At 73.4% G+C, this 18,326-nt stretch carries 19 protein-coding genes; 4 read left to right on the top strand and 15 right to left on the bottom strand.

What is annotated here, in order from left to right:
* Positions 1 to 3 precede the first annotated feature (3 nt).
* From IT780_RS16475 to IT780_RS16465, 3 genes are read right to left on the bottom strand one after another with little or no spacing between them, the layout of a single operon-like run.
* The gene (locus IT780_RS16475) at positions 4 to 1,185 is read right to left on the bottom strand and encodes a flavin monoamine oxidase family protein (protein ID WP_307831222.1); all 1,182 of its coding nucleotides are present in this window, start codon (positions 1,183 to 1,185) and stop codon (positions 4 to 6) included.
* A gap of 9 nt (positions 1,186 to 1,194) precedes the next feature.
* Positions 1,195 to 1,869 (bottom strand): response regulator, encoded by a 675-nt coding sequence (locus tag IT780_RS16470; protein WP_199512439.1) that lies wholly within the window; start codon positions 1,867 to 1,869, stop codon positions 1,195 to 1,197.
* Positions 1,866 to 2,969: a sensor histidine kinase gene (locus IT780_RS16465; protein WP_199512438.1), complete on the bottom strand. Its 1,104-nt coding sequence runs from the start codon at positions 2,967 to 2,969 to the stop codon at positions 1,866 to 1,868. Before IT780_RS16465 ends, IT780_RS16470 begins: the two co-directional genes overlap by 4 nt.
* A 139-nt stretch (positions 2,970 to 3,108) precedes the next feature.
* Between IT780_RS16465 and IT780_RS16460 the strand changes: the two genes are divergently transcribed.
* Positions 3,109 to 3,732, top strand: a complete 624-nt coding sequence (locus tag IT780_RS16460; RefSeq protein ID WP_199512733.1) for a helix-turn-helix transcriptional regulator — start codon at positions 3,109 to 3,111, stop codon at positions 3,730 to 3,732.
* A gap of 101 nt (positions 3,733 to 3,833) precedes the next feature.
* Complete coding sequence (locus IT780_RS16455; RefSeq protein WP_199512437.1) at positions 3,834 to 4,847, top strand: LacI family DNA-binding transcriptional regulator; 1,014 nt, start codon at positions 3,834 to 3,836, stop codon at positions 4,845 to 4,847.
* Between the two features lie 5 nt (positions 4,848 to 4,852).
* On the opposite strand, the gene IT780_RS16450 is transcribed toward IT780_RS16455, so the two are convergent.
* The 4 genes from IT780_RS16450 to IT780_RS16435 all read right to left on the bottom strand — a co-directional run bounded on the left by IT780_RS16450 (position 4,853) and on the right by IT780_RS16435 (position 8,762).
* On the bottom strand, positions 4,853 to 5,242 hold the full coding sequence (locus IT780_RS16450; protein WP_199512436.1) for a TIGR03618 family F420-dependent PPOX class oxidoreductase: 390 nt from the start codon (positions 5,240 to 5,242) through the stop codon (positions 4,853 to 4,855).
* A 14-nt stretch (positions 5,243 to 5,256) separates the two neighbouring features.
* Positions 5,257 to 5,889, bottom strand: coding sequence for a TetR/AcrR family transcriptional regulator (locus IT780_RS16445; RefSeq protein WP_307831221.1), 633 nt, complete (start codon positions 5,887 to 5,889; stop codon positions 5,257 to 5,259).
* 64 nt (positions 5,890 to 5,953) lie between these two features.
* Complete coding sequence (locus IT780_RS16440) at positions 5,954 to 7,300, bottom strand: serine/threonine-protein kinase (RefSeq protein ID WP_307831220.1); 1,347 nt, start codon at positions 7,298 to 7,300, stop codon at positions 5,954 to 5,956.
* Positions 7,301 to 7,310: 10 nt separating this feature from the next.
* Complete coding sequence (locus tag IT780_RS16435) at positions 7,311 to 8,762, bottom strand: MDR family MFS transporter (RefSeq protein WP_307831219.1); 1,452 nt, start codon at positions 8,760 to 8,762, stop codon at positions 7,311 to 7,313.
* 272 nt (positions 8,763 to 9,034) lie between these two features.
* Here IT780_RS16435 and IT780_RS16430 point away from each other — a divergent pair, with 272 nt between their 5' ends.
* Positions 9,035 to 9,814, top strand: a complete 780-nt coding sequence (locus IT780_RS16430; RefSeq protein WP_199512433.1) for a hypothetical protein — start codon at positions 9,035 to 9,037, stop codon at positions 9,812 to 9,814.
* Here the strand turns inward: IT780_RS16430 and IT780_RS16425 are convergent.
* From IT780_RS16425 to IT780_RS16400, 6 genes are all read right to left on the bottom strand, one after another.
* Positions 9,774 to 10,160 carry a VOC family protein gene (locus IT780_RS16425; RefSeq protein ID WP_199512432.1) on the bottom strand — a complete coding sequence of 129 codons (387 nt, stop codon included), beginning with the start codon at positions 10,158 to 10,160 and terminating at the stop codon, positions 9,774 to 9,776. The genes IT780_RS16430 and IT780_RS16425 overlap by 41 nt on opposite strands.
* Positions 10,161 to 10,208: 48 nt before the next feature.
* Entirely contained in the window at positions 10,209 to 11,249 is a 1,041-nt protein-coding gene (locus IT780_RS16420; RefSeq protein WP_199512431.1) for a glycoside hydrolase family 43 protein, read from the bottom strand.
* Between the two features lie 11 nt (positions 11,250 to 11,260).
* Positions 11,261 to 13,768, bottom strand: a complete 2,508-nt coding sequence (locus IT780_RS16415; RefSeq protein ID WP_199512430.1) for an alpha-L-arabinofuranosidase family protein — start codon at positions 13,766 to 13,768, stop codon at positions 11,261 to 11,263.
* A gap of 108 nt (positions 13,769 to 13,876) precedes the next feature.
* On the bottom strand, positions 13,877 to 14,995 hold the full coding sequence (locus tag IT780_RS16410) for an acyltransferase family protein (RefSeq protein WP_199512429.1): 1,119 nt from the start codon (positions 14,993 to 14,995) through the stop codon (positions 13,877 to 13,879).
* Positions 14,992 to 15,579 (bottom strand): hypothetical protein, encoded by a 588-nt coding sequence (locus IT780_RS43130; RefSeq protein WP_199512428.1) that lies wholly within the window; start codon positions 15,577 to 15,579, stop codon positions 14,992 to 14,994. The genes IT780_RS16410 and IT780_RS43130 overlap by 4 nt, the downstream gene beginning before the upstream one ends.
* On the bottom strand, positions 15,572 to 16,084 hold the full coding sequence (locus IT780_RS16400) for an RNA polymerase sigma factor (RefSeq protein ID WP_199512427.1): 513 nt from the start codon (positions 16,082 to 16,084) through the stop codon (positions 15,572 to 15,574). The genes IT780_RS43130 and IT780_RS16400 overlap by 8 nt, the downstream gene beginning before the upstream one ends.
* A 171-nt stretch (positions 16,085 to 16,255) precedes the next feature.
* Between IT780_RS16400 and IT780_RS16395 the strand changes: the two genes are divergently transcribed.
* Complete coding sequence (locus IT780_RS16395; protein ID WP_199512426.1) at positions 16,256 to 16,942, top strand: TetR/AcrR family transcriptional regulator; 687 nt, start codon at positions 16,256 to 16,258, stop codon at positions 16,940 to 16,942.
* Between the two features lie 3 nt (positions 16,943 to 16,945).
* Here IT780_RS16395 and IT780_RS16390 read toward each other — a convergent pair whose 3' ends face one another.
* Together IT780_RS16390 and IT780_RS16385 are read right to left on the bottom strand one after the other, a co-directional pair.
* Entirely contained in the window at positions 16,946 to 17,650 is a 705-nt protein-coding gene (locus tag IT780_RS16390; protein ID WP_199512425.1) for a hypothetical protein, read from the bottom strand.
* Between the two features lie 9 nt (positions 17,651 to 17,659).
* On the bottom strand, positions 17,660 to 18,304 hold the full coding sequence (locus tag IT780_RS16385; RefSeq protein ID WP_199512424.1) for a DUF6230 family protein: 645 nt from the start codon (positions 18,302 to 18,304) through the stop codon (positions 17,660 to 17,662).
* Positions 18,305 to 18,326: the final 22 nt, after the last annotated feature.

The raw sequence follows: 18,326 nt of genomic DNA, 5'->3' as shown, positions 1-18,326 counted from the left end.
GGGTCAGCGGGGGCTCAGCAGCGCCGCCGCCCGCCGCGCCACCTCGGCGTCCGGGCCGTCCCACAGCTCGGCCAGCCATGGCCCGGCGAACAACCCCACCATGGTGGGGACCCCGTCGGCCGCCGTGGCGTCGAGCCACTCGCAGATGCTCCCCGGTCCCGGGCCGTGCACCCGGTAGTAGCCGGACGCGGCCGGCGGCCAGAACCGGGTGGAGAAGCGCAGCACGACCTTCTCCACCCGGCCCATGCCGAGCCGGGACAGCGCCTCCCGGTGCGGGACGGGCAGCGGCGGGCCGACCGTGAGGCCACCAGCGGCCAGGACGCCGACGGGAACCGTCACGATGGCCGCGTCCGCCCGCTGATCGAGGAAGCGGACGCCGTCCTCGGCCACCGCGAGGTGCGGCACGGGGTGCGACAGGTGGGCGGTCAGGCCGGCCGCGAGGTGGTCGACGAGCAGCCGGTAGCTGCCGACGATCCAGCGGTCGCCCTCGCCGACGCCGGGCTCGAAGCCGTACCGGGCGCTGAGCCAGGTCAGCGGCGCGCCGGAGTCCATCACGATCTCCGCGTCGACGAAGCGGCGGACGTCCTCCTCGTCCAGCAGCGGGCCCAGCGCGCCGGCCATCGAGGCCTCGACCGGTGCGGCCTCGAGCCGCCGCCGCACCCGCTCCGCGGCGGCCGCGGACGGGGGCGGCCCGGTGAGCACCACCGGGTCGGTGAAGTCGGTGGCGACCGTCCGCAGCCCGGCGCTCTCCGCTATGCGGGCCAGCGCGTTGTGCTCGTACTGCTGGAGCCAGTTGGCGCCCAGGTCGAAGGTCGCGCCGTCCAGGCCGGCCCCGGCAGCCCGGCCGCCGAGGCGGTCGCGGGCCTCCCAGATCTCCGCGTGCACGCCCAGCTCGCCGAGGCGCCGGGCGGCGCCGAGCCCGGCCATGCCGGCGCCGATCACCGCCACCCGCCGGTGCCCCCGCCCGGCGGCCCACTCCGCGGCCTCCAGCCCCTGCTCGTACGCCCCGTGCGTCATCCCCGCCCGCGCCGGATGGGTCGCCTCCCCGGCGATGCGCAGCCGCTCACCGACCGGCGAGCCCAGGGTCCGCCGGTCCTCGGGCGTGCCGCCCCGACCGATCAGGCTCCACGAGCCGCGCGCCCACGGGTCCTCGCCCCACCGGGACACCAGGTACGCGCGCAGCACGCCAGCAGGCTACTGACCGCGCGGGCCGGGCACCACCAGGCCGCTCTCGTACGCGACCACCACCGCCTGCGCCCGGCTGCTCAGCCGCAGCTTGGTCATGATGCGCTTGACGTGCGTCTTCACCGTCGCCTCGCTGAGCACCAGCCGTTCGGCGATCTGGTGGTTGCTCAGGCCGTTGCCCACCAGCCGCAGCACCTCCTTCTCCCGGGCGGTCAGCTCGGCCAGCTCCGGCACGGCGAACTCCTTGGCGCGGTGCTGGAGGGCGTACGTCTCGACCAGCCGGTGGGTGATCCGCGGCGCGATGAGGATGTCGCCCGCGGCCACGGCGTGGATCGCCGAGATGATCCGCTCCGGCGGGGTGTCCTTGAGCAGGAAGCCGGACGCACCCTCGCCGAGCGCGGTGTAGACGTACTCGTCGAGGTCGAACGTGGTGAGTACGACGACGTGCGGGCGCTGCTCCTCCGGCGCTGCCAGGATGCGGCGGGTGGCGCCGATGCCGTCCAGCACGGGCATGCGGATGTCCATCAGCACCACGTCCGGCCGGGTGTGCTCGGCGAGCGTCACGGCCTCGGCGCCGTCGCAGGCCTCGCCGGCCACCTCCAGCCCGGGCGCCGCCCGGAACAGTGCCGCCAGCCCGGCCCGGATCAGCGCCTGATCGTCGGCGATGAGGACCCGTACGCTCATCGCAGCTCGTCCATCGGCAGGCGCAGCAGCACGGTGAAGCCACCCTCCTCGCGGGGCCCGGCGGTGAGCACGCCGCCGAACAGCTCGGCGCGTTCCCGCATGCCGCGGATGCCGTGCGACGCCTCGGGCCCGCCGTACCCGTGGCTCTTCGTGCCGTCGTCGCTCACCTTGACCGTCAGCGTGCGCTCCCCGTAGTCGATCTCCACCCGGGCCGCCGCCGGCCCGGCGTGCTTGAGCACGTTCGTCAGCGATTCCTGGATCATCCGGTACGCGCACAGCTCCGCACCCGGCGCCAGTTCCCGCACCGCGCCGGTGACCGTGACCGTGACGTCCAGCCCGGCCCCGCGCGTACGGTTCACGAGCTCGTCGAGCTGGGCCAGCCCGGGCTGCGGCGCGTAGTCCGACTCGTGGTCCACGTGCAGGACGTCCAGCAGCCGGCGCATGTCCAGCAGCGCCTCGCGGCTCGCGGTGCCGACCGTGGCGATCGCGGCCTTCGCGGTGGGCGGGTCGGCGTCGAGCACGTATTCGGCGAGGCCGGCCTGCAGCGAGATGACCGACATGTGGTGGGTGACGATGTCGTGCAGCTCGCGGGCGATGCGGACCCGCTCGTCGCTGACCGCCTGGGCGGCCGCCGCGGCCAGCCGTTCGGCGCGCCGGGCCCAGCGCCGGGTGCCCTCGCCGAGGACCCACGCGCCGATGAGGATCAGCACGACCTGGCCGACCTGCGACAGCAGCCACGGCTCCGAGGTCTTGAGGAAGGCGATGACCGTGACCGCGACCGAGCCGGCGAACACGAGCGCCGCCGACCGGCGCGGGCGCAGCGTCGCGGCGGTGAACGTGACGACGACCATGCCGACGCCGTTGTTGGGGATGTCGCCGTAGCGCAGGCTGTACGCCGCCAGCGCCGCCAGCACCACCGCCGCGACGGCCATCGGCATCCGCTGGCGCAGGGCTATCGGCGCGGCGCTGAGCACGGCGATGCCGACGGCCGGCCACGACACATCCGCCGTCGCCTGGCCGACGAGGGTGGCCACGGTGAGGCCGGTCAGGACGACCGCGAGCAGCACGTCCATGTACAGCGGCTTGAGGGGGACCCGCACGGTGCCACCCTAGCCACGCGGGCGGCACCGGCTCGTCGCTCGGAGGTGGTATCCGCCGCTACCCCCAGTGGGGTAGCCCGATGTCCTTCCTGGGAGGACGACGGGCGTGCATGGGGTCGCTAGCGTCGTCGCCATGACCGTGGGACGCCTCCACGTCGCCGTACGGGCCCACGACCCGCTCAGCCGGGCCGGGCTCGCCGCGCTGTTGCGCGGCGCGGCGCACATCGGCGTGCTCGCCGACGAGCGGCAGGCCCGCCCCCACGTGCTGGTCGTGGCCGCCGCCGCACTCAACGCCGAGCTCGCCGGCACGCTGAGCCGCGCGGCGCGCGAGTTGGGCGCGCCGGTCGTGCTGATCGCCGACGACCTGTCCGCCGACGACCTGCTGACCGTGGTGCGCTACCGGGTGATGGCCGTCGTGCCGCGCCGGCTTGTCACCGCCGACGTGCTGGTGCGCTGCGTCACCGCGGTGGCCGGCGGGGGCGGCATCATGCCACCCGACCTCGTCGGCGGCCTCCTGCAGCACGTCGAGCGCCTGCAACGGGACCTGCGCGAGTCGGCGCCCGCGGCGGCCGGCGGCCTCACCGAGCGGGAGATCGAGATCCTCCGGCTGATGGCCGAAGGGCTGGACACCACCGAGATCGCGCAGGAGCTGTCGTACTCGACCCGGACGGTCAAGAACATCATGTACGGCATCACGCACCGGCTGAACCTGCGCAACCGCCCGCACGCGGTGGCGTACGCGGTCCGCGCCGGCCTGATCTGACCGGTGGCTGTGAGCGGCGCGGCATCCGGCGGGCGTGCGGCCGGGCGACGGGCGCGCCGGTTGTAGGTTGTGTTCGGCGTGAAAGGAAAGGTGCCGAACCAATGACGACGGAACGCAGCCGGTCCAGCGGGCGGCCGACCCTGGACCAGGTGGCCTCCCTGGCGGGCGTGGGCCGCGGGACGGTGTCGCGGGTCGTGAACGGCTCGGCGCAGGTCAGCCCGCAGGCCAAGGCCGCCGTCGAGGACGCGATCGCGGAGCTGGGGTACGTACCGAACCGGGCCGCGCGCACGCTGGTCACGCAGCGCACCGACTCGGTGGCGCTGGTGATCTTCGAGTCGGGGCAGCGGTTCTTCACCGAGCCGTTCTTCGGCCGCATCGTGCAGGCGATCTCCGGCGGGCTGGTCGACCGCGGCCTGCAGATGGTGCTGATGATCGCCCAGGCCCCGCACGAGCGGCAGCGCCTGGAGGGCTACCTGACCCGCCAGCACGTCGACGGGGTGCTGCTGCTGTCGCTGCACGGCTCCGACACGCTGCCGGCCACGCTGGAGGAGCGCGGCGTCGCCACCGTGCGGGCGGGCCGCCCCACCCGCTGGGAGCCGGGCTGCTACGTCGACGCGGACAACCGGGCCGGGGCGCGTGAGGCCGTCGCGTACCTGCGCGACCGGGGCCGCCGCCGCATCGCCACCATCACCGGCCCGCTGGACATGGCGGCGGGCATCGCCCGCCTCGACGGCTTCCGCGACGTGGTCGGCGACGGCCCGGTCGCGCACGGCGACTTCAGCGAGGAGAGCGGCGCCGCCGCGATGGCGTGGCTGCTCGAGCAGCACCCGGACCTCGACGCGGTGTTCGCCGCCTCCGACATGATGGCCGCCGGCGCGATGCGGGTGCTGCGTGAGCACGGCCGCCGGGTGCCGCGCGACGTGGCGGTGATCGGCTTCGACGACTCGGTGATCGCCCGCCACACCGATCCGCCGCTGACCACGGTGCACCAGCCGATCGAGCAGATGGGCCAGGAGATGGTCCGGCTGCTGCTGGCCAAGATCGACGGTACGGACGACCCGGGCGACGCCGAGGTCGTGCTCTCCACGAGCCTGGTGGTGCGCGGCTCCGCCTGACCGGGTCAGGGCGTGTGCAGCTTGTCGACCTTCACGGTGAGGATGACCCGCTGCTGCTCGCCGCCGCCGAAGCCGGGATAGGGCCGGCCGATGTACTTGTGCGACAGCTCGTCGATGTTCTCCCGGGCGCCCTCGGTCGTGGCGGCCACGACGCGCCCCCGCAGGGCCCATGACCGCAACGGCGCGGCGGGGTCGGCGATGCCGATGGCGATCCGCGGGTCGCGCCGGACGTTGCGGGTCTTCTGGTGGGTGTCCACCGTGTTGATGAGCACGTGTTCGCCGTCGGTGCCGGCCCAGGTCTGGGTGATCTGCGGCGACCCGTCGGGCATGAGCGTGGTGACGAAGCAGATCGCCTTGGCGTGGAGGACGTCGAGCAGGGCGTCGGGCAGAGCCATGATGGGCTGGACCTTCACTTCTTCTGGTCGTTGTAGAGGCGGTCGATGACCGTCTCGTCCGGTGGATCGCCGGACAGGTCGGCGTGGCGCAGGCCGGCCAGCGCGACCGCGAGGGCGCGGCGCCACAGCTGCGGGGCGAAGTCCCGGGAGGCGTCCATGACGCTGCCCACCATCACGTGCGCGGCGGCGAAGTCGGCAGGGGTCGCTCCGGCCGGCAGCTGACCCGCGCGGACCGCCCGGGCGATGAGCTCCGCCACCAGCGGGGTCATCCGCTCGTGCGCCCGCTGCACCAGCGCGGTGGCCTGGTGGCGGCTGCGGAGCAGTTCTCCCAGGCCCCGGCTCCGCGCCTCGATCTCGAGCTGCCGCTCGAGGAACCAGGTGAGCCCGGCCCAGGCGTCGTCGTACCGCGCCGCCTGCTCCGCCAGGTCGATCACCGTGTCGATGTGCTCGCTGAACAGGGCGTCCAGCAGGTCCTGCCGCTGCGGGAAGCGGCGGTACACGGTGCCCATGCCGGTGCCGGCGGCCCGGGCGATGTCCTCGTACGGCACGTCGAGGCCCCTGACGGCCATCAGCTCGTACGCCGTTCGCAGCAGCAGCTGACGGTTGCGTTCGGCATCGCGCCGCAGGGGAGGTGCTGTCCCGGTCACATGATCGAGCGTAGCCAAGCGGAAGACAAATTCCAAGTTGAATTGCTCTTCCGAATGTGGGGTGTCAGCTGCCGGCGGCGCGGTCCACATCGGCCAGGCGGGCCTCCAGGACGTCCGCCCGGGCCGGCGCGACGCTGCCCTCCTCGGCCCGCGAGCGCACCTTCCGGCGCAGGTCGGCGACGCGGGCATCGACGCCGGGCGCCTCTGCGCCGTCCAGGGTGTCGAGCAGGTTGAGCAGGTCCACCGCGACGTCCGGCCGGATCTGGCGCCGGTCCCGGCCGGTCTCGACGGCCGAGCGCATCCGGGCCACCGCGTCGTCGAAGTCCAGCTCGGGCGGGGGCGCGGGGGTGGTGGCGCGCCGGCTGGCGGCCGGCGACGGCGGGAGCTTGACCAGGGTGGACGCCGACGGCGACGGCCGCGCCGACGAGGCTGCCGGCGCCGGGAGCGGGGGTGCCGCCCGCTCTTCCCCCGTGTCCTCCGGCCTGCCGATCAGCACGACCGCGCCGGCGATCACCACCACGGCGGTGACGATGCCGGCCGGGACGGCGAGGCGGCGGCCGGCCGCGTGCCGTGGGGGCGGCGGTTCCGCGCCCAGCAGGGCGAGCCGGTCGGCGGCCTCCTCGGCGGTGGGGCGCAGGCCCGGCTCGTCGCCGAGGCAGTCGGCCACCAGCTTGCGGAACGCGGCCGGCAACTCGGGCGGCAGCTCCGGGCGTCGCGTACGGCGGGCCTGCTCCAGCTCCTCCCACGTGTCCACCGGGTACGGCGGCTGCCCCGCGACCATCTCGTACAGCAGCACGCCGAGCCCGTACACGTCGGTGGCGGGTTCCGCCGGTTTGCCGTCGAGCCGTTCGGGTGCCACGTACGCGGGCGTGCCGAACGTCGCCCCCGTCTCGTCGTCGTCCGGCTCGCCGGTGATCGCGCTGATGCCGAAGTCGAGGATCTTCACGCCGGTGGGGGTGAGCATCACGTTGCCCGGTTTGATGTCGCGGTGCACCACCCCGCTCGCGTGCGCCGCGGCCAGCGCCTCCGCGACGGCGGTGCCGACGCGGGCGGCCTCGCGCCAGGGCAGCGGGGCCCGTTCCACCCGGGCCGCGAGAGTTTCGCCGGTGAGCAGCTCCATCACCACGAACGGCGCCACCGACCGGTCGGGCCGGACCGCGCCGTTGTAGTCGTGCACGACGGCGATGCCCGGATGCGCCGGGCGGGCCGCCAGCCGTGCCTCCTTCCACGCCAGGTGCAGCGCCTCGGCGCTGGTGGCGGTGGTGTCGGTGGGCAGCTTCAGCGCGACCGGACGCTCGAGCAGCTCGTCCTCGGCCCGCCAGATGTCGGCCATGCCGCCGGACTCGAGGAGGGCGACCAGGCGATAACGGCGGGCGAGCAGGTCACCCGCGGCCGGCCAGTCATGCGTCACCCCGGAACACTCACCCACGCCCCGCGGGGGTGTCAACCGCAGTGTCCGATCCGGAAATTTCCGGTTCCGGTCCCGGCCGGTCGCCGCGCGGCATCAGCGCCACGGTCACCACCATGACCGCGGCGACGACCAGGAGCCCGATGAAGATGTGGTGCACCGCGGTGGTGAACCGGGCGGGGTCCGCACCCCGCGAGCCGAGCTGCGCGTTCGCGATCGCGCCGAACACCGCGACCCCCAGCGAGCTGCCCAGCGACCGCAGGAAGATGTTGCTGCCGGTGACGACCCCCCGGTCGGACCAGCCCACGCTGGACTGCGCGGCCACCAGCGTCGGCGGCGCCGTCAGGCCCATCCCGACGCCGATGACCAGGCAGTACGCCCCCACCTCCAGGACCGTGGAGTCGCGTCCGAGCAGCTGCAGCAGCGCCGAGCCGGCCAGCACGACGGCGGAGCCGATCAGCGCGCACCCGCGGAAGCCCAGCCGCAGGTACACCCGCCCGGACTGGCTCGCGGCCAGCGGCCACCCGAGCAGCAACGTGGCCAGCGCGAACCCGGCCACGAGCGGGCCGTTGCCGAGCACCACCTGCACGTACGTGGGCACGTACGAGCTGAGCCCCAGCAGGATCGCACCCACCCCGGCCGACGTCAGGCCGCTGGTCAGCAGCAGCCGCCGCCGGAACACCCACAGCGGCAGCACCGGTTCGACGGCGCGCCGCTCGGCGAAGCCGAAGGAGACGAGCAGGACCGCGCCGGCGCCGAGCACGGCGACGCTCGCGGGCGAGGTCCAGGCCCAGGCCTGGCCACCCTCGAGGACACCCAGGACGAGCAGCGTCAGCCCGGACGTCAGCAGCGCCGCGCCCCGGTAGTCGATGACCGGCCGGCTGCGGTCCACCCGCTCGTCGAAGCGGCGCACGATGGTGGCCGCGGCGGCCAGGCAGATCGGGATGTTGATGAAGAAGATCCAGCGCCACGACACCCACTCGCTGAAAACCCCGCCGAGGGTCGGCCCGATCACCGACGAGACGCCCCACACGCTGGCGATGTAGCCCTGCACCTTGGCGCGCTCCTGCACCGAGTACAGGTCACCGACGATCGTGATGGTGGTCGGCATGATCGCGCCGGCGCCCAGCCCCTGCACCATCCGGAACGCGATGAGCACCCACACGTTCCACGCCGCGCCGCAGAAGATCGACGCGACCAGGAACAGAGCGATGCCGCACAGCGCGATCGGCTTACGGCCGTACAGGTCGGACAGCTTGCCGTAGACGGGTACGGACACCGCCTGCGCGAGCAGGTAGATCGAGAACAGCCACGGGAACTGGGCGAACCCGCCGATGTCCGCGACGATCGAGGGCACGGCGGTGGCGATGATCGTCGAGTCGATCGCGACGAGCGCGGTCGCCAGCATCACCGCCGCCAGCACCGGCCCCCGCTCGGACCGCAGCCCCACCTTGTCATCCGCCACGCCTGCCACGTAACCACGCAGCGGGGGAGCCCGCCCGCGCTGCGGCCCGGGTGTGACCAGCGGCATGGGCCGCCGGGCGGGCCTGTGCGTGCCCACCGCCGCCCGGCCGCCTGGCGTCGAGGCCGGCGTGGCCGCCCGGGAGGGCTGGTGGCAGGCGGCCGGCCACGAGCGGACGCGGCATCCGCGTCCATTGTGGGCGGTTGTTCGCAGGTCCTGAGCCGGGCCGGTGGGCCGCCACCGATCGACGGCCGCGATGGTGGCACCATGCCCGCATGCGTCCCGGCTCGCCCCAGCCCGACTCGGCGATCTTCGTACCGCCCCGCCGCCGCCCGGCCGATCCCGGCCCCGCCGCCGAGCCGGTCCCGTGGACGGAGCTGACCTGCGCGGACGTGGTGGTGCCGGCGCTGCGGGACGTGATGTGGCGCTACGTGCGCGGGGTCGCGCACCTGGTGCACACGGGGGTGCGGGCCCCGGACGAGCCGGTGGGCCTGTCCGCCCTCAACGACGGCCGCGCCCCAGGGGTGAAGGTGGCGATGCTGGCTACCGAGAACGCGGGCGTCTGCCTGATCCTGCGCATCCGTCCGCCGCGGGAACCGGTGACCGCGTCCCGGCGCTGGCGCGACGATCTGGGCCGGGAAGGCGTACGGCCCGGCGCGGCGGTCGTCTCCGGCATCGAGCAGGTCGCGCCGGAGGTGGTGGCCCCGCTGCTGCCCGAGCCGCCCTCGCCGCACGCCCGCCCGTGGGTGGTGCTGCGCACGGACGTCCGGGACCGTACGGGCCGGCTGTCGGTCGATCCCGGCGACGGGCTCCTGCGGCCCGCGATGGAGCTCACCGTGCTGCGGCTGTACGGCACCCGCCCGGCGGGGGAGCGGCCGGCCCGGTGCCCCGGGTGCGACCGGCCGCGGGTCCGCCGCTACACCGCGTTCGACCTGTGCCCCGACTGCGGCTGGGCCCGGCAGCCCGGCGTCACCCCGGGTGCACCGGCGGGCGGCTTGGCACGGCAGCCCGGCGTCACCCCGGGTGCACCGGGTGCGCCCAGCCCGGACGCCTGATCAGGCAGAACGGGTGGCCGGCCGGGTCGGCGTACACGTGGTCGCCGGGCAGCTGCCGGGCACCCAGGGCGAGCACGGCGCGGCCGGCCTCCGCCTGGTCGTCGACCATCACGTCGAGGTGCATCTGCTGAGGCACCGCGGGGTCGGGCCACGTGGGCGCGGTCAGGCCGGGCGCCCGCTGGAACGCGAGCCCGGACGTCGTCGGATCGGCGGACACGACCACGAAGTCGTCCTCGGCGTACGTGACGGGATCGCCGAGGACGGCGCTCCAGAACGCCGCCTCGGCCATCGGGTCCGGGCAGTCCACGATGAGATGGTGCAGCCTGCCCACCGGCGCGTCTGTCATGGTCACAGTCTTGCGGGCCGTCCACGCCCGGGCCACCCGGACGCCGGATCAGATCGGGCCGGCGCCGCCCGACGGCACGCCGAACGACGGGGTGCCGTCCGCGTTCCAGCCCAGTTTCTGGACCCGGGTGTGCCGGTTCGGGTCGTAGAGCGGGTCGCCGGTGATGTCGCGGTAGTCGCGGGCGTGGTAGACGAGCACGTCGGTCACGCCGTCCGCGCCCACGGTGAACGAGTTGTGGCCGGGGCCGTACTGGCCGGTCGGCTCGTTGCTGGTGAGCACCGGCTGCGGGTTCTTCACCCACGAGGAGGCGCGCAGCAGGTCGGCGTTCGCGTCCGCGGTGAGCAGGCCGAGGCAGTAGCGGGCGTCCGTCGCGCTCGCCGAGAACGTCACGAACACCCGGCCGTTGCGGATCAGCGCCGCCGGGCCCTCGTTGACCCGGTAGCCCTGGATCTCCCAGCTGCGGGTCGGTGTCGCGATGCGGACCGGCTTGGTCCGCAGCGTCCACGGGTTGCTCAGCTCGGCGATGTACAGGCTGGAGTTCACCGCGATCTCCGGTTCGCTCTGGGCCCAGATCAGGTAGCGCCGGCCGCGGTGCGCGAACGTCGTGGCGTCCAGGGAGAAGCTGTCCCACTCGGTGGCGATCTGGCCGCGCAGCACCCAGCCGGCCGGGTCGCGGGGATCGGCGAGCGCCGACTCGAGGACGTACATGCGGACGCGGAACACGTCGTCGGCGTCGCCTGCGGCGAAGTAGACGTACCAGCGGCCGTCGATGCGGTGCAGCTCCGGCGCCCAGATGTGGCCGCCCATGCGGCCCGACGGCGGGCGGCGCCAGATGACCGACTCGGTCGCGGTGGACAGGCCGGCGATGGCCGGGGCGCCGCGCACGATGATGCGGTCGTACTCGGGAACCGAGCCGGTGAAGTAGTACATGCCGGTGACCGGGCGGGTGATGAACGGGTCGGCGCGCTGGGTGATCAGCGGCGGGGTGGGTGCGGCCGCGGCGGCGGGCCGCCCGGCGGCGAGGGCGCCGAGACCGGCGACACCCAGGCCGCCGAGGAGCAGGGCGCGCCGGTTGATGCCGTACGTCATGACGGGTCCTCTCAGCGGGTACGGATGCGCAGGAAGGTCGCGGAGTTCGGCGGGAACGTACGGGTGAACGTGGACGCGAGGCCGGTCACGGTGCTCGTCACCGGCTGGATCGGTTCGGCGCTGCGGGTGTTCTGCTCGCCCGGGTCGCCGGTGATGACAGTCATCCGGCCGGTCGGACGCACCCGCAGCCCGCCGAGGTCGACCCGCGTGACGGCCGGGGTGTCCTGGGCGTTGACGACCTTGACGATGAGCTCGCCGGTCCGGTCGTCACGGGTGACGACCTGCGCGAACGGCTCGGTCACCTTGTCGTCGGTGAAGCTGCCCCACTCCTGCCCGTCGAGCAGCAGCCGCACGTGCGTGCCGCGCACCTCGATGCGCACGTCGTACGTCCTGCCGGTGACCACCGAGTTCGGCTTGGCGATCACGATCTCCTTGGCGTTGCCCGCGCCCTTCTGGATCGCGCCCTGGGTGTTGTTCCAGCCGCCGATGTTCCACCAGTAGAGCTCGCCGGTCTCCTGCACGCCGAACGCGACGAGGAAGCCCTCCGCGCCGGCGTTCTTGGTGGCCTTGAGCGTCAGGTCGTAGTCGGTGGCGGTGATGGTCCCGGCCTTGACCAGCGTGTCCTGGGCGGCGGTGTCGGACTGCGTGTAGGCGCCGTTGGTGACCGACCAGGAGCCGCGCGGCTCGACCACCGTCCAGCCGTCGGCGTCGCCGTCGTTGAAGTCGTCGGCGAACAGCGGGGTGCCGTCGGGGGTGGTCACCTTCACGTCGTCGTACGTGGCGGAGGTGGCCCAGGTCGAGAGGCCGATCGCGCCGGTGATGGGCCTCGGCTGCACGATCCGGCCGGTGGCGCGGCTGGGCACCACCCGGTCGCCGACATTGGTCATGAACAGTTTCTGCATCTGGTAGCTGGTGGTGCCCCACGACTCGTCGTTGTCGAACCAGATGAGGTCGGGTCGCCACTGCACGTTGTCGATGTTGGCCAGCAGGGGCGCGTACGAGGCCATCCTCACCACGTCGGCGTTGCGTTCGAGGCCGGTCATGTACGCCGCCTCGGCCAGGGAGTTGAACAGCTTGTTGTCCAGCGACGCGTACTCGCCGAGGAACACTTTCGGCCCGCTGCGGTCGTACGCGTCATAGCGCTTGTTGTTCTGCAGGAACCACGCCGGGCTGTTGTAGTAGTGCTCGTCGACCATGTCGACGCCCGCCGCGCGGTTCCTGGCCCAGAGCCGGTCGAAGGTGGCGCCCTGGTCGTCGGGGCCGGAGTTGCTGATCACGGTGAACCCGGGGTGGGCCGCCTCGATCGCCGCGCGGAACTTCTCGAAGTTCGCGAAGTACTCGTCGGGGAGGTTCTCCTCGTTGCCGACCGCGAGGTGGGTCAGCCCGAACGGCCGGGGGTGGCCCATCCGCGCCCGGAGCCCGCCCCAGCGCGAGGTGACCGGCCCGTTGGCGAACTCGATGAGGTCGAGGGTGTCCTGGATGTGCCGCTGCAGCAGCGCGGGGTCGTCGGTGGCGCGGTTCTGGCCGCAGCCGGTGACGAGGGCGGGTACGACGGGCAGCGGCATCGCCCCGATGTCCTCGGCGAACTGGAGGTACTCGAAGTAGCCGAGCCCGTAGGACTGGTTGTAGCCCCAGAAGTTCGCGTTGGTGGCCCGCGTCTCGACCGGCCCGACGGTGTCCTTCCACTGGTACGCACGCGCCCGCGGGTAGCCGTGCTCGGCGTCGTACGCCTCCATGCTGCCGGTGTTGACCAGGCAGCCGCCGGGGAAGCGGACGAAGCCGGGGTGCAACGCGGCGATCTTCTCGGCCAGGTCGCGGCGCAGCCCGTTCGCGCGGTGCTTGTAGGTGTCCCGCGGGAACAGCGACACCATGTCGAGACGCAGGGTGCCGGTGCCGCCGGCGAGCACCGACAGCCGTCCGGTGTCGAGGGTGCTGGTGGCGGTGAGCGGTACGGCGTACTTGCGCCAGCTGTCGCCGCGAACGGTGATCGTGCGCGCGCGGGCGCCGGTGAGCGCGACGGTGAGCGGGGTGCCGGCCGGGTTGTCGCTGCGGGCCCAGACCGAGAAGTCGTAGCGGGCGCCGGCCTGGAGCGCGAAGCCGGTGTAGTACCCGAAGTTCGTCACGCCGTACCGGCCGCCTGCGGGGTTCGCCAGCGTCAGCTTCAGGTACGTGCGGTTGCGCTCGTTGAGGCGCGCGTCGTCGTCGGCCGTGGTGGCGGTGCCAGTCCCGCCGGACTCCGCGGCGGGCGTCCACGCGGTGAGTCCGGTGTACGCGCGGTTGTCGGCGGGGAGGAACTCGAAGGACCGGTTGCGGACCAGCTCGGCGTAGAGGCCGCCGTCGGCCGCGAAGTTGATGTCCTCGAAGAAGACGCCGTACATCGAGCCGGGCAGTGCGGGCCCGGTCGCGCGCGGGTCGACGGTGATCGTGTAGTCCGGGGCGGCCGCCCGGGCGGGTACGCCGGCCGCGGTGATCAGCAGGGCGGCCGCCGCGGCGGTGGCGAGCAGGCGGGAGCGGGACATGGGTCCTCCTGGTGGGCAGGAGTGTGAATGTGACCGTTAACAACGGCGAGTATCATCGACGACCGGCGATGCGTCAACCGCCGGGCAACCGCATTCCTCAGGGGCGCGTCAGACCGAGGCTCGCTCGCGGACGGGGGTTCGCTGCGGGATCGGTTCCCAGTCGAGCTGCGGGGTGCGTACCGCGTCGCGCAGCCGCCGGCCCAGCGGGCGCTCGACGTAGCGGTGCACGAGCCAGGCCAGGCCCAGCATCACCGCGGTCGTGGCGGCGACGATCGTCCACACCGGGACCGTGGTGTGCTCGTACGCGACCCGGATGATCGTGTGGCCGAGCCGGCAGTGCAGCAGGTACAGCGGGTAGGTCAGCGCGCCCGCCAGGCCCAGCCAGCGCCACCGGATGCGGTCGGTGTGGCCGAGCGCGACGAGCAGCAGCACCACGTAGCACGCCGTGATGATGAGCATGCCGGGCCACGACGGTACGGCGAACCCGGCCCGCACGTCGGCGAGCCGGTCGTCGGCCCGGGCCAGGCAGACCAGCCAGGCGAAGCCGGTGATGCCGTACAGCAGCGGCGTGGGACCGAACCGGTGGATCAGGTAGAGGGCGATGCCGCCGATGAAGTACGGCGCGTAGTCGCTGATGGTCAGCGCGTTCAGCGCCGGGCTGCCCAGCGAGGGCGCTAGCACGGCGACCGTCATCCACCCGGCGCACAGCAGCACCGCCCGCCGGTACGTCAGCCCGCGGGACAGCACCACCGCCATGATCAGGTAGAACTTCAGCTCCACGAACAGCGTCCAGTACACGTTGTCGACCGGGTCGTGGCCCAGCGGCTGCTGCAGCATGGTGAGGTTGACCAGCACATCGAGGATGCTCGGCCGGTCGCCGTCCGCGACGCCGCCGGAGATCGGGTACGCGAGCGCGACGCCCCCGGTGATCACCACCGCGGCCCAGTACGCGGGGAACAGCCGGCCCACCCGGGACGCGAAGAACTCGCCCAGCGTCCGCCCCCAGCCGCTCATGCAGATCACGAAGCCGCTGATCAGGAAGAAGAGCTCCACGCCGAGGAAGCCGTAGACGGTCACGTGGACGGTCCGCGGGAGGAAGTACTCGGGGAGCCGGACGCCGTCGATGCGCCACGCCACCGTGTAGTGGTACGCGAGCACGGCCAGGGCGGCGACCAGGCGCAGGCCGTCGAGTGCCGCGAGCCGCGGGCGGGGGCGGGGGCGGCTCACTTCTTCGTCACCTTGAACGCGTACGCGTCGAACTGCCCGCCGCTGCCCATGATGACGCGCAGCGAACCGGCGCGGGCCATGGTGAACTCGTACTCCGCGGCCGTGCCGGAGTCGGCGCAGGCGATGGAGTCCTGCTGGTCGATCTGGTCGTCGAGCAGGATCGTGACCGGCAGCGGCGCCGGCCCGGAGCAGCCGACGCGCAGCACGTACCGGCCCTCGTCGAGGTCCATCCCGATGTCCTGGGAGCCGTCCACCACGCCCTCCTGCTCGGCGCCGGGCACGAGGCCGCGGGCGATGTCGGCCTTGTCCTCCCGGCCCCGCCACGGGACGCCGGACACGTACGGTTCCGCGAACGCGGAGAACGACACGCTCGGCACGGCCGCCGGGGCCACGCCGTCGCCGTCGCCGCGCTGGGAGACGATGAACGCCCCGCCCGCGGCCATCACGACCGTGGCGAGCGCGGCGGCCCGTACGGTGGCCCGCCGGTGCACGGTGCGGCGCGCGGCGGCCGGGCCGGGCGGCTGGACCCGGGGCAGCGCCCGGCTGCGCAGGTCCTCGAAGAGCGGTGCGAGCGGGTCAGGCACGGCGGGCCTCCGGCTGGTCGGGCTGGTGCAACTGGACGGCGAGACCCGCACGGCCGCGGTGCAGCCACGACTTCACGGTGCCGATCGCGACGTTCTCCCGTTCGGCGATCTCCGAGACGCTCAGGTCGCCCAGGTAGTGCAGGACCATGGCGCGGCGCTGCGCGGGCGGCAGCGTGGCCAGCGCCTCCACCAGCTCGATCCGGTCGGTGTTCGGGCCCTCCACCTGCGGCTCGTGCGGCCGCTGCCGGCGCAGGAACGACAGCGCGGTGCGGGACCGGCGCCACCGGCTCACCGCGAGGTTCCACGCCACCCGGCGCACCCAGGCGACCGGGTCGTCGTACCGCGACACCGACGACCACTTGCGCAGCGCCCGGCAGAACGCCTCCTGGACGACGTCCTGCGCCTCCTGCCGGTCACCGAAGTACGCGTACAACTGCACGGTGAGATCGGCGTACTGCGCGGCGTACACCGCGTCGAAGTCCGCTGGGGTTCCGGCCGCCGGCATCGTCCCTGGTGCTCCCCTCGGAGGGCCCTCCGTGGTGGTGGTCATGGCCACTACACGCGGTACCGGCGATCAAGGTTGCAGCCGATCTCGTCACGCCGCGCGCAGGGCAGGATCGCACATCCGGGAGTCCACTAGGCTGCTGGTCACGGGGTTCGCGCAGCGAGGGGGGTCATGGTCGACGTCGGGCAGCAGCGCCTGCCGGGCTCCGGCGCGGCCCGGGAGCCGGGCCGCCTGCCCCGCGGCCGGCACGATCTGCCGCGGGAATTCGTCTCGCGCACGCAGCGCGACCGGCTCATCGACGCGATGGCCCGGGTGGTGGCGCAGAAGGGGTACGCGAACGCGTCGCTGACCGAGGTGTGCGCGGCGGCCGGGGTGTCCACCCGGGCCTTCTACGAGCACTTCGCCGACAAGGAGGCATGCCTGCTCGCGGCGTTCGACCTGGGCGTGGACCTGATGCAGAAGGCCGTCGCCGAGGCGTTCGGCCGGCCGGCGCGCTGGCCCGAGCGGATCCACCGCGGGCTCGACACGCTGCTGCGGATCCTGGCCGCCGAGCCCGCGTTCGCGGTGATGGCGGTGGTCGAGGTGCTGGCGGCGGGGCCGCGGGCGCGGGAGCGGCGCCGGGCGCTGCTGGAGAGCTACGCCGGCTTCTTCGCCGAGGTGCCGCGGCGCCCCGGCGGGCCGCAGGTGCCCGCCGGGGTCGTCGACGCCGTGATGGCCGGCGTGTACGGGGTCATCTTCGACATGGTGTCCACGGGCCGCGCGGCGGAGTTGCCGGACCGCCTGCCCGACCTCACGTACTTCGTGCTGGTGCCGTTCCTGGGGCCGGCCGTGGCGGCCCGGGTGGCCGCCACGGCGTGAGCCTCACTCGGGCGGGGTGACCGTGCCGTCGGTGACCGTGATCTGCTGGGCCGCGTCCGTGGTGTCGGTGACCGCGTAGCGGGCCGAGAACGTCGCCGTGGTCGCGCCGGTCGGGCAGGTCAGCCCGCCGGTGACGCGGATCGGCAGGCTGACGCCGGCCGAGAAGTCGAGCACCGGCGGGGCGGTGTCGGTGCCGTCGATCCACGGGCCGCTCACCGAGGCGGGGCCGTTCGGCGCCACGGTGACCGTGCAGGAGGCGAGGCCGGAGATCGTGGTGACCACGCCCGCGGTGGGGATGGTCATCGTGCCGGTGGAGCCGGCCGGGTCGTACTGCAGGGCGATCGTCCAGTCGCCGTTGGTGTTGTTGGAGACCGTCTTGGCGGTCGTGAACAGCACGTTGGTCGGGCAGTTCCCGCCGTTGTTGCTGAACGTGGCCGGGGTCAGCGGGGACGTGACCGGCCCGTCGGCGCTGGTGTTGCCGGGCTCCTCGGGCACCTGCCCGGTGTTGCCCGACTGGTTGCAGGTCACCGTGGTGCTGCCGACGACGAACTTCGCGGTGGTCCCGCTGACCAGCGAGGCCGTGTACGCGTGCCCGGCCGGTCCGACGGTGGTGCCCGGGGCGAGCGCCCAGGCCGGGGCGGCGGACATCGCGCCCAGGCCGAGGCCCACGGCGGCGGCGATGACGCCCTTACGGCGCAGTGGTTGCATCTGTTCTCCCTAGAAGCACTCGTCCTTGCCCCAGTGCAGGGCCAGCTTGAGGTCGCGCAGGTTGAACTCGCCGGCCGAGGTGGCCCAGGCGACCTGCTTGAGATCGGTGATCGTGACCTTGTCGGCCTGCTGGCTGAAGAAGCCCTCGCGGCGCTGGTCCTTCTCGCCCGGGATGTCGTTCGGGCCCTTGTCCAGCGTGGACGCGTCGCGGCCGATCTCGATGGATTCGAACTTCGCGTTGCCGCCGAGCTGGGACATGTCGACGACCATGTTCTTCGCGGTCACGGGCTGGCTGCCGGTGCCGGCCTTGATGGTGAGGCTGACCGAGCCGAAGTCGCCGAGGTCGGTGACGACCGACTGGCACAGGTTCTTCAGCGTGGCGGTCTTCATGGCGGACACCGCGACCGGCTCGGGCTGCTGCGAGCCGCCGGGCTCCTGGCGGGCGTCGACCGTGCCGTACTGGACGAAGCCGGTGGCCACGAGCTCGTCGGCGCTGACCTTGAACTGCTGGCCGGAGACGACGAAGGTCGCCGCCAGCGCGCCGTGCGAGATCAGCGTGACGACGCCCGCGGTCGCCACCGTGCTCAGGCCCATCACGAGCGCGAAGCGGCGCCAGCGGGTGCCGCCTTCCGGGGCTGCCGGGCGATGGCTCATCGAACGCACTCCTGTCCGAGGG

Source organism: Nucisporomicrobium flavum (assembly GCF_016464385.1).
Classification (GTDB): Bacteria; Actinomycetota; Actinomycetes; order Mycobacteriales; family Micromonosporaceae; genus Actinoplanes; species Actinoplanes flavus_A.
Note: the sequence above shows the minus strand (reverse complement) of the source record. Positions and strands in the feature narration are given on the sequence as shown.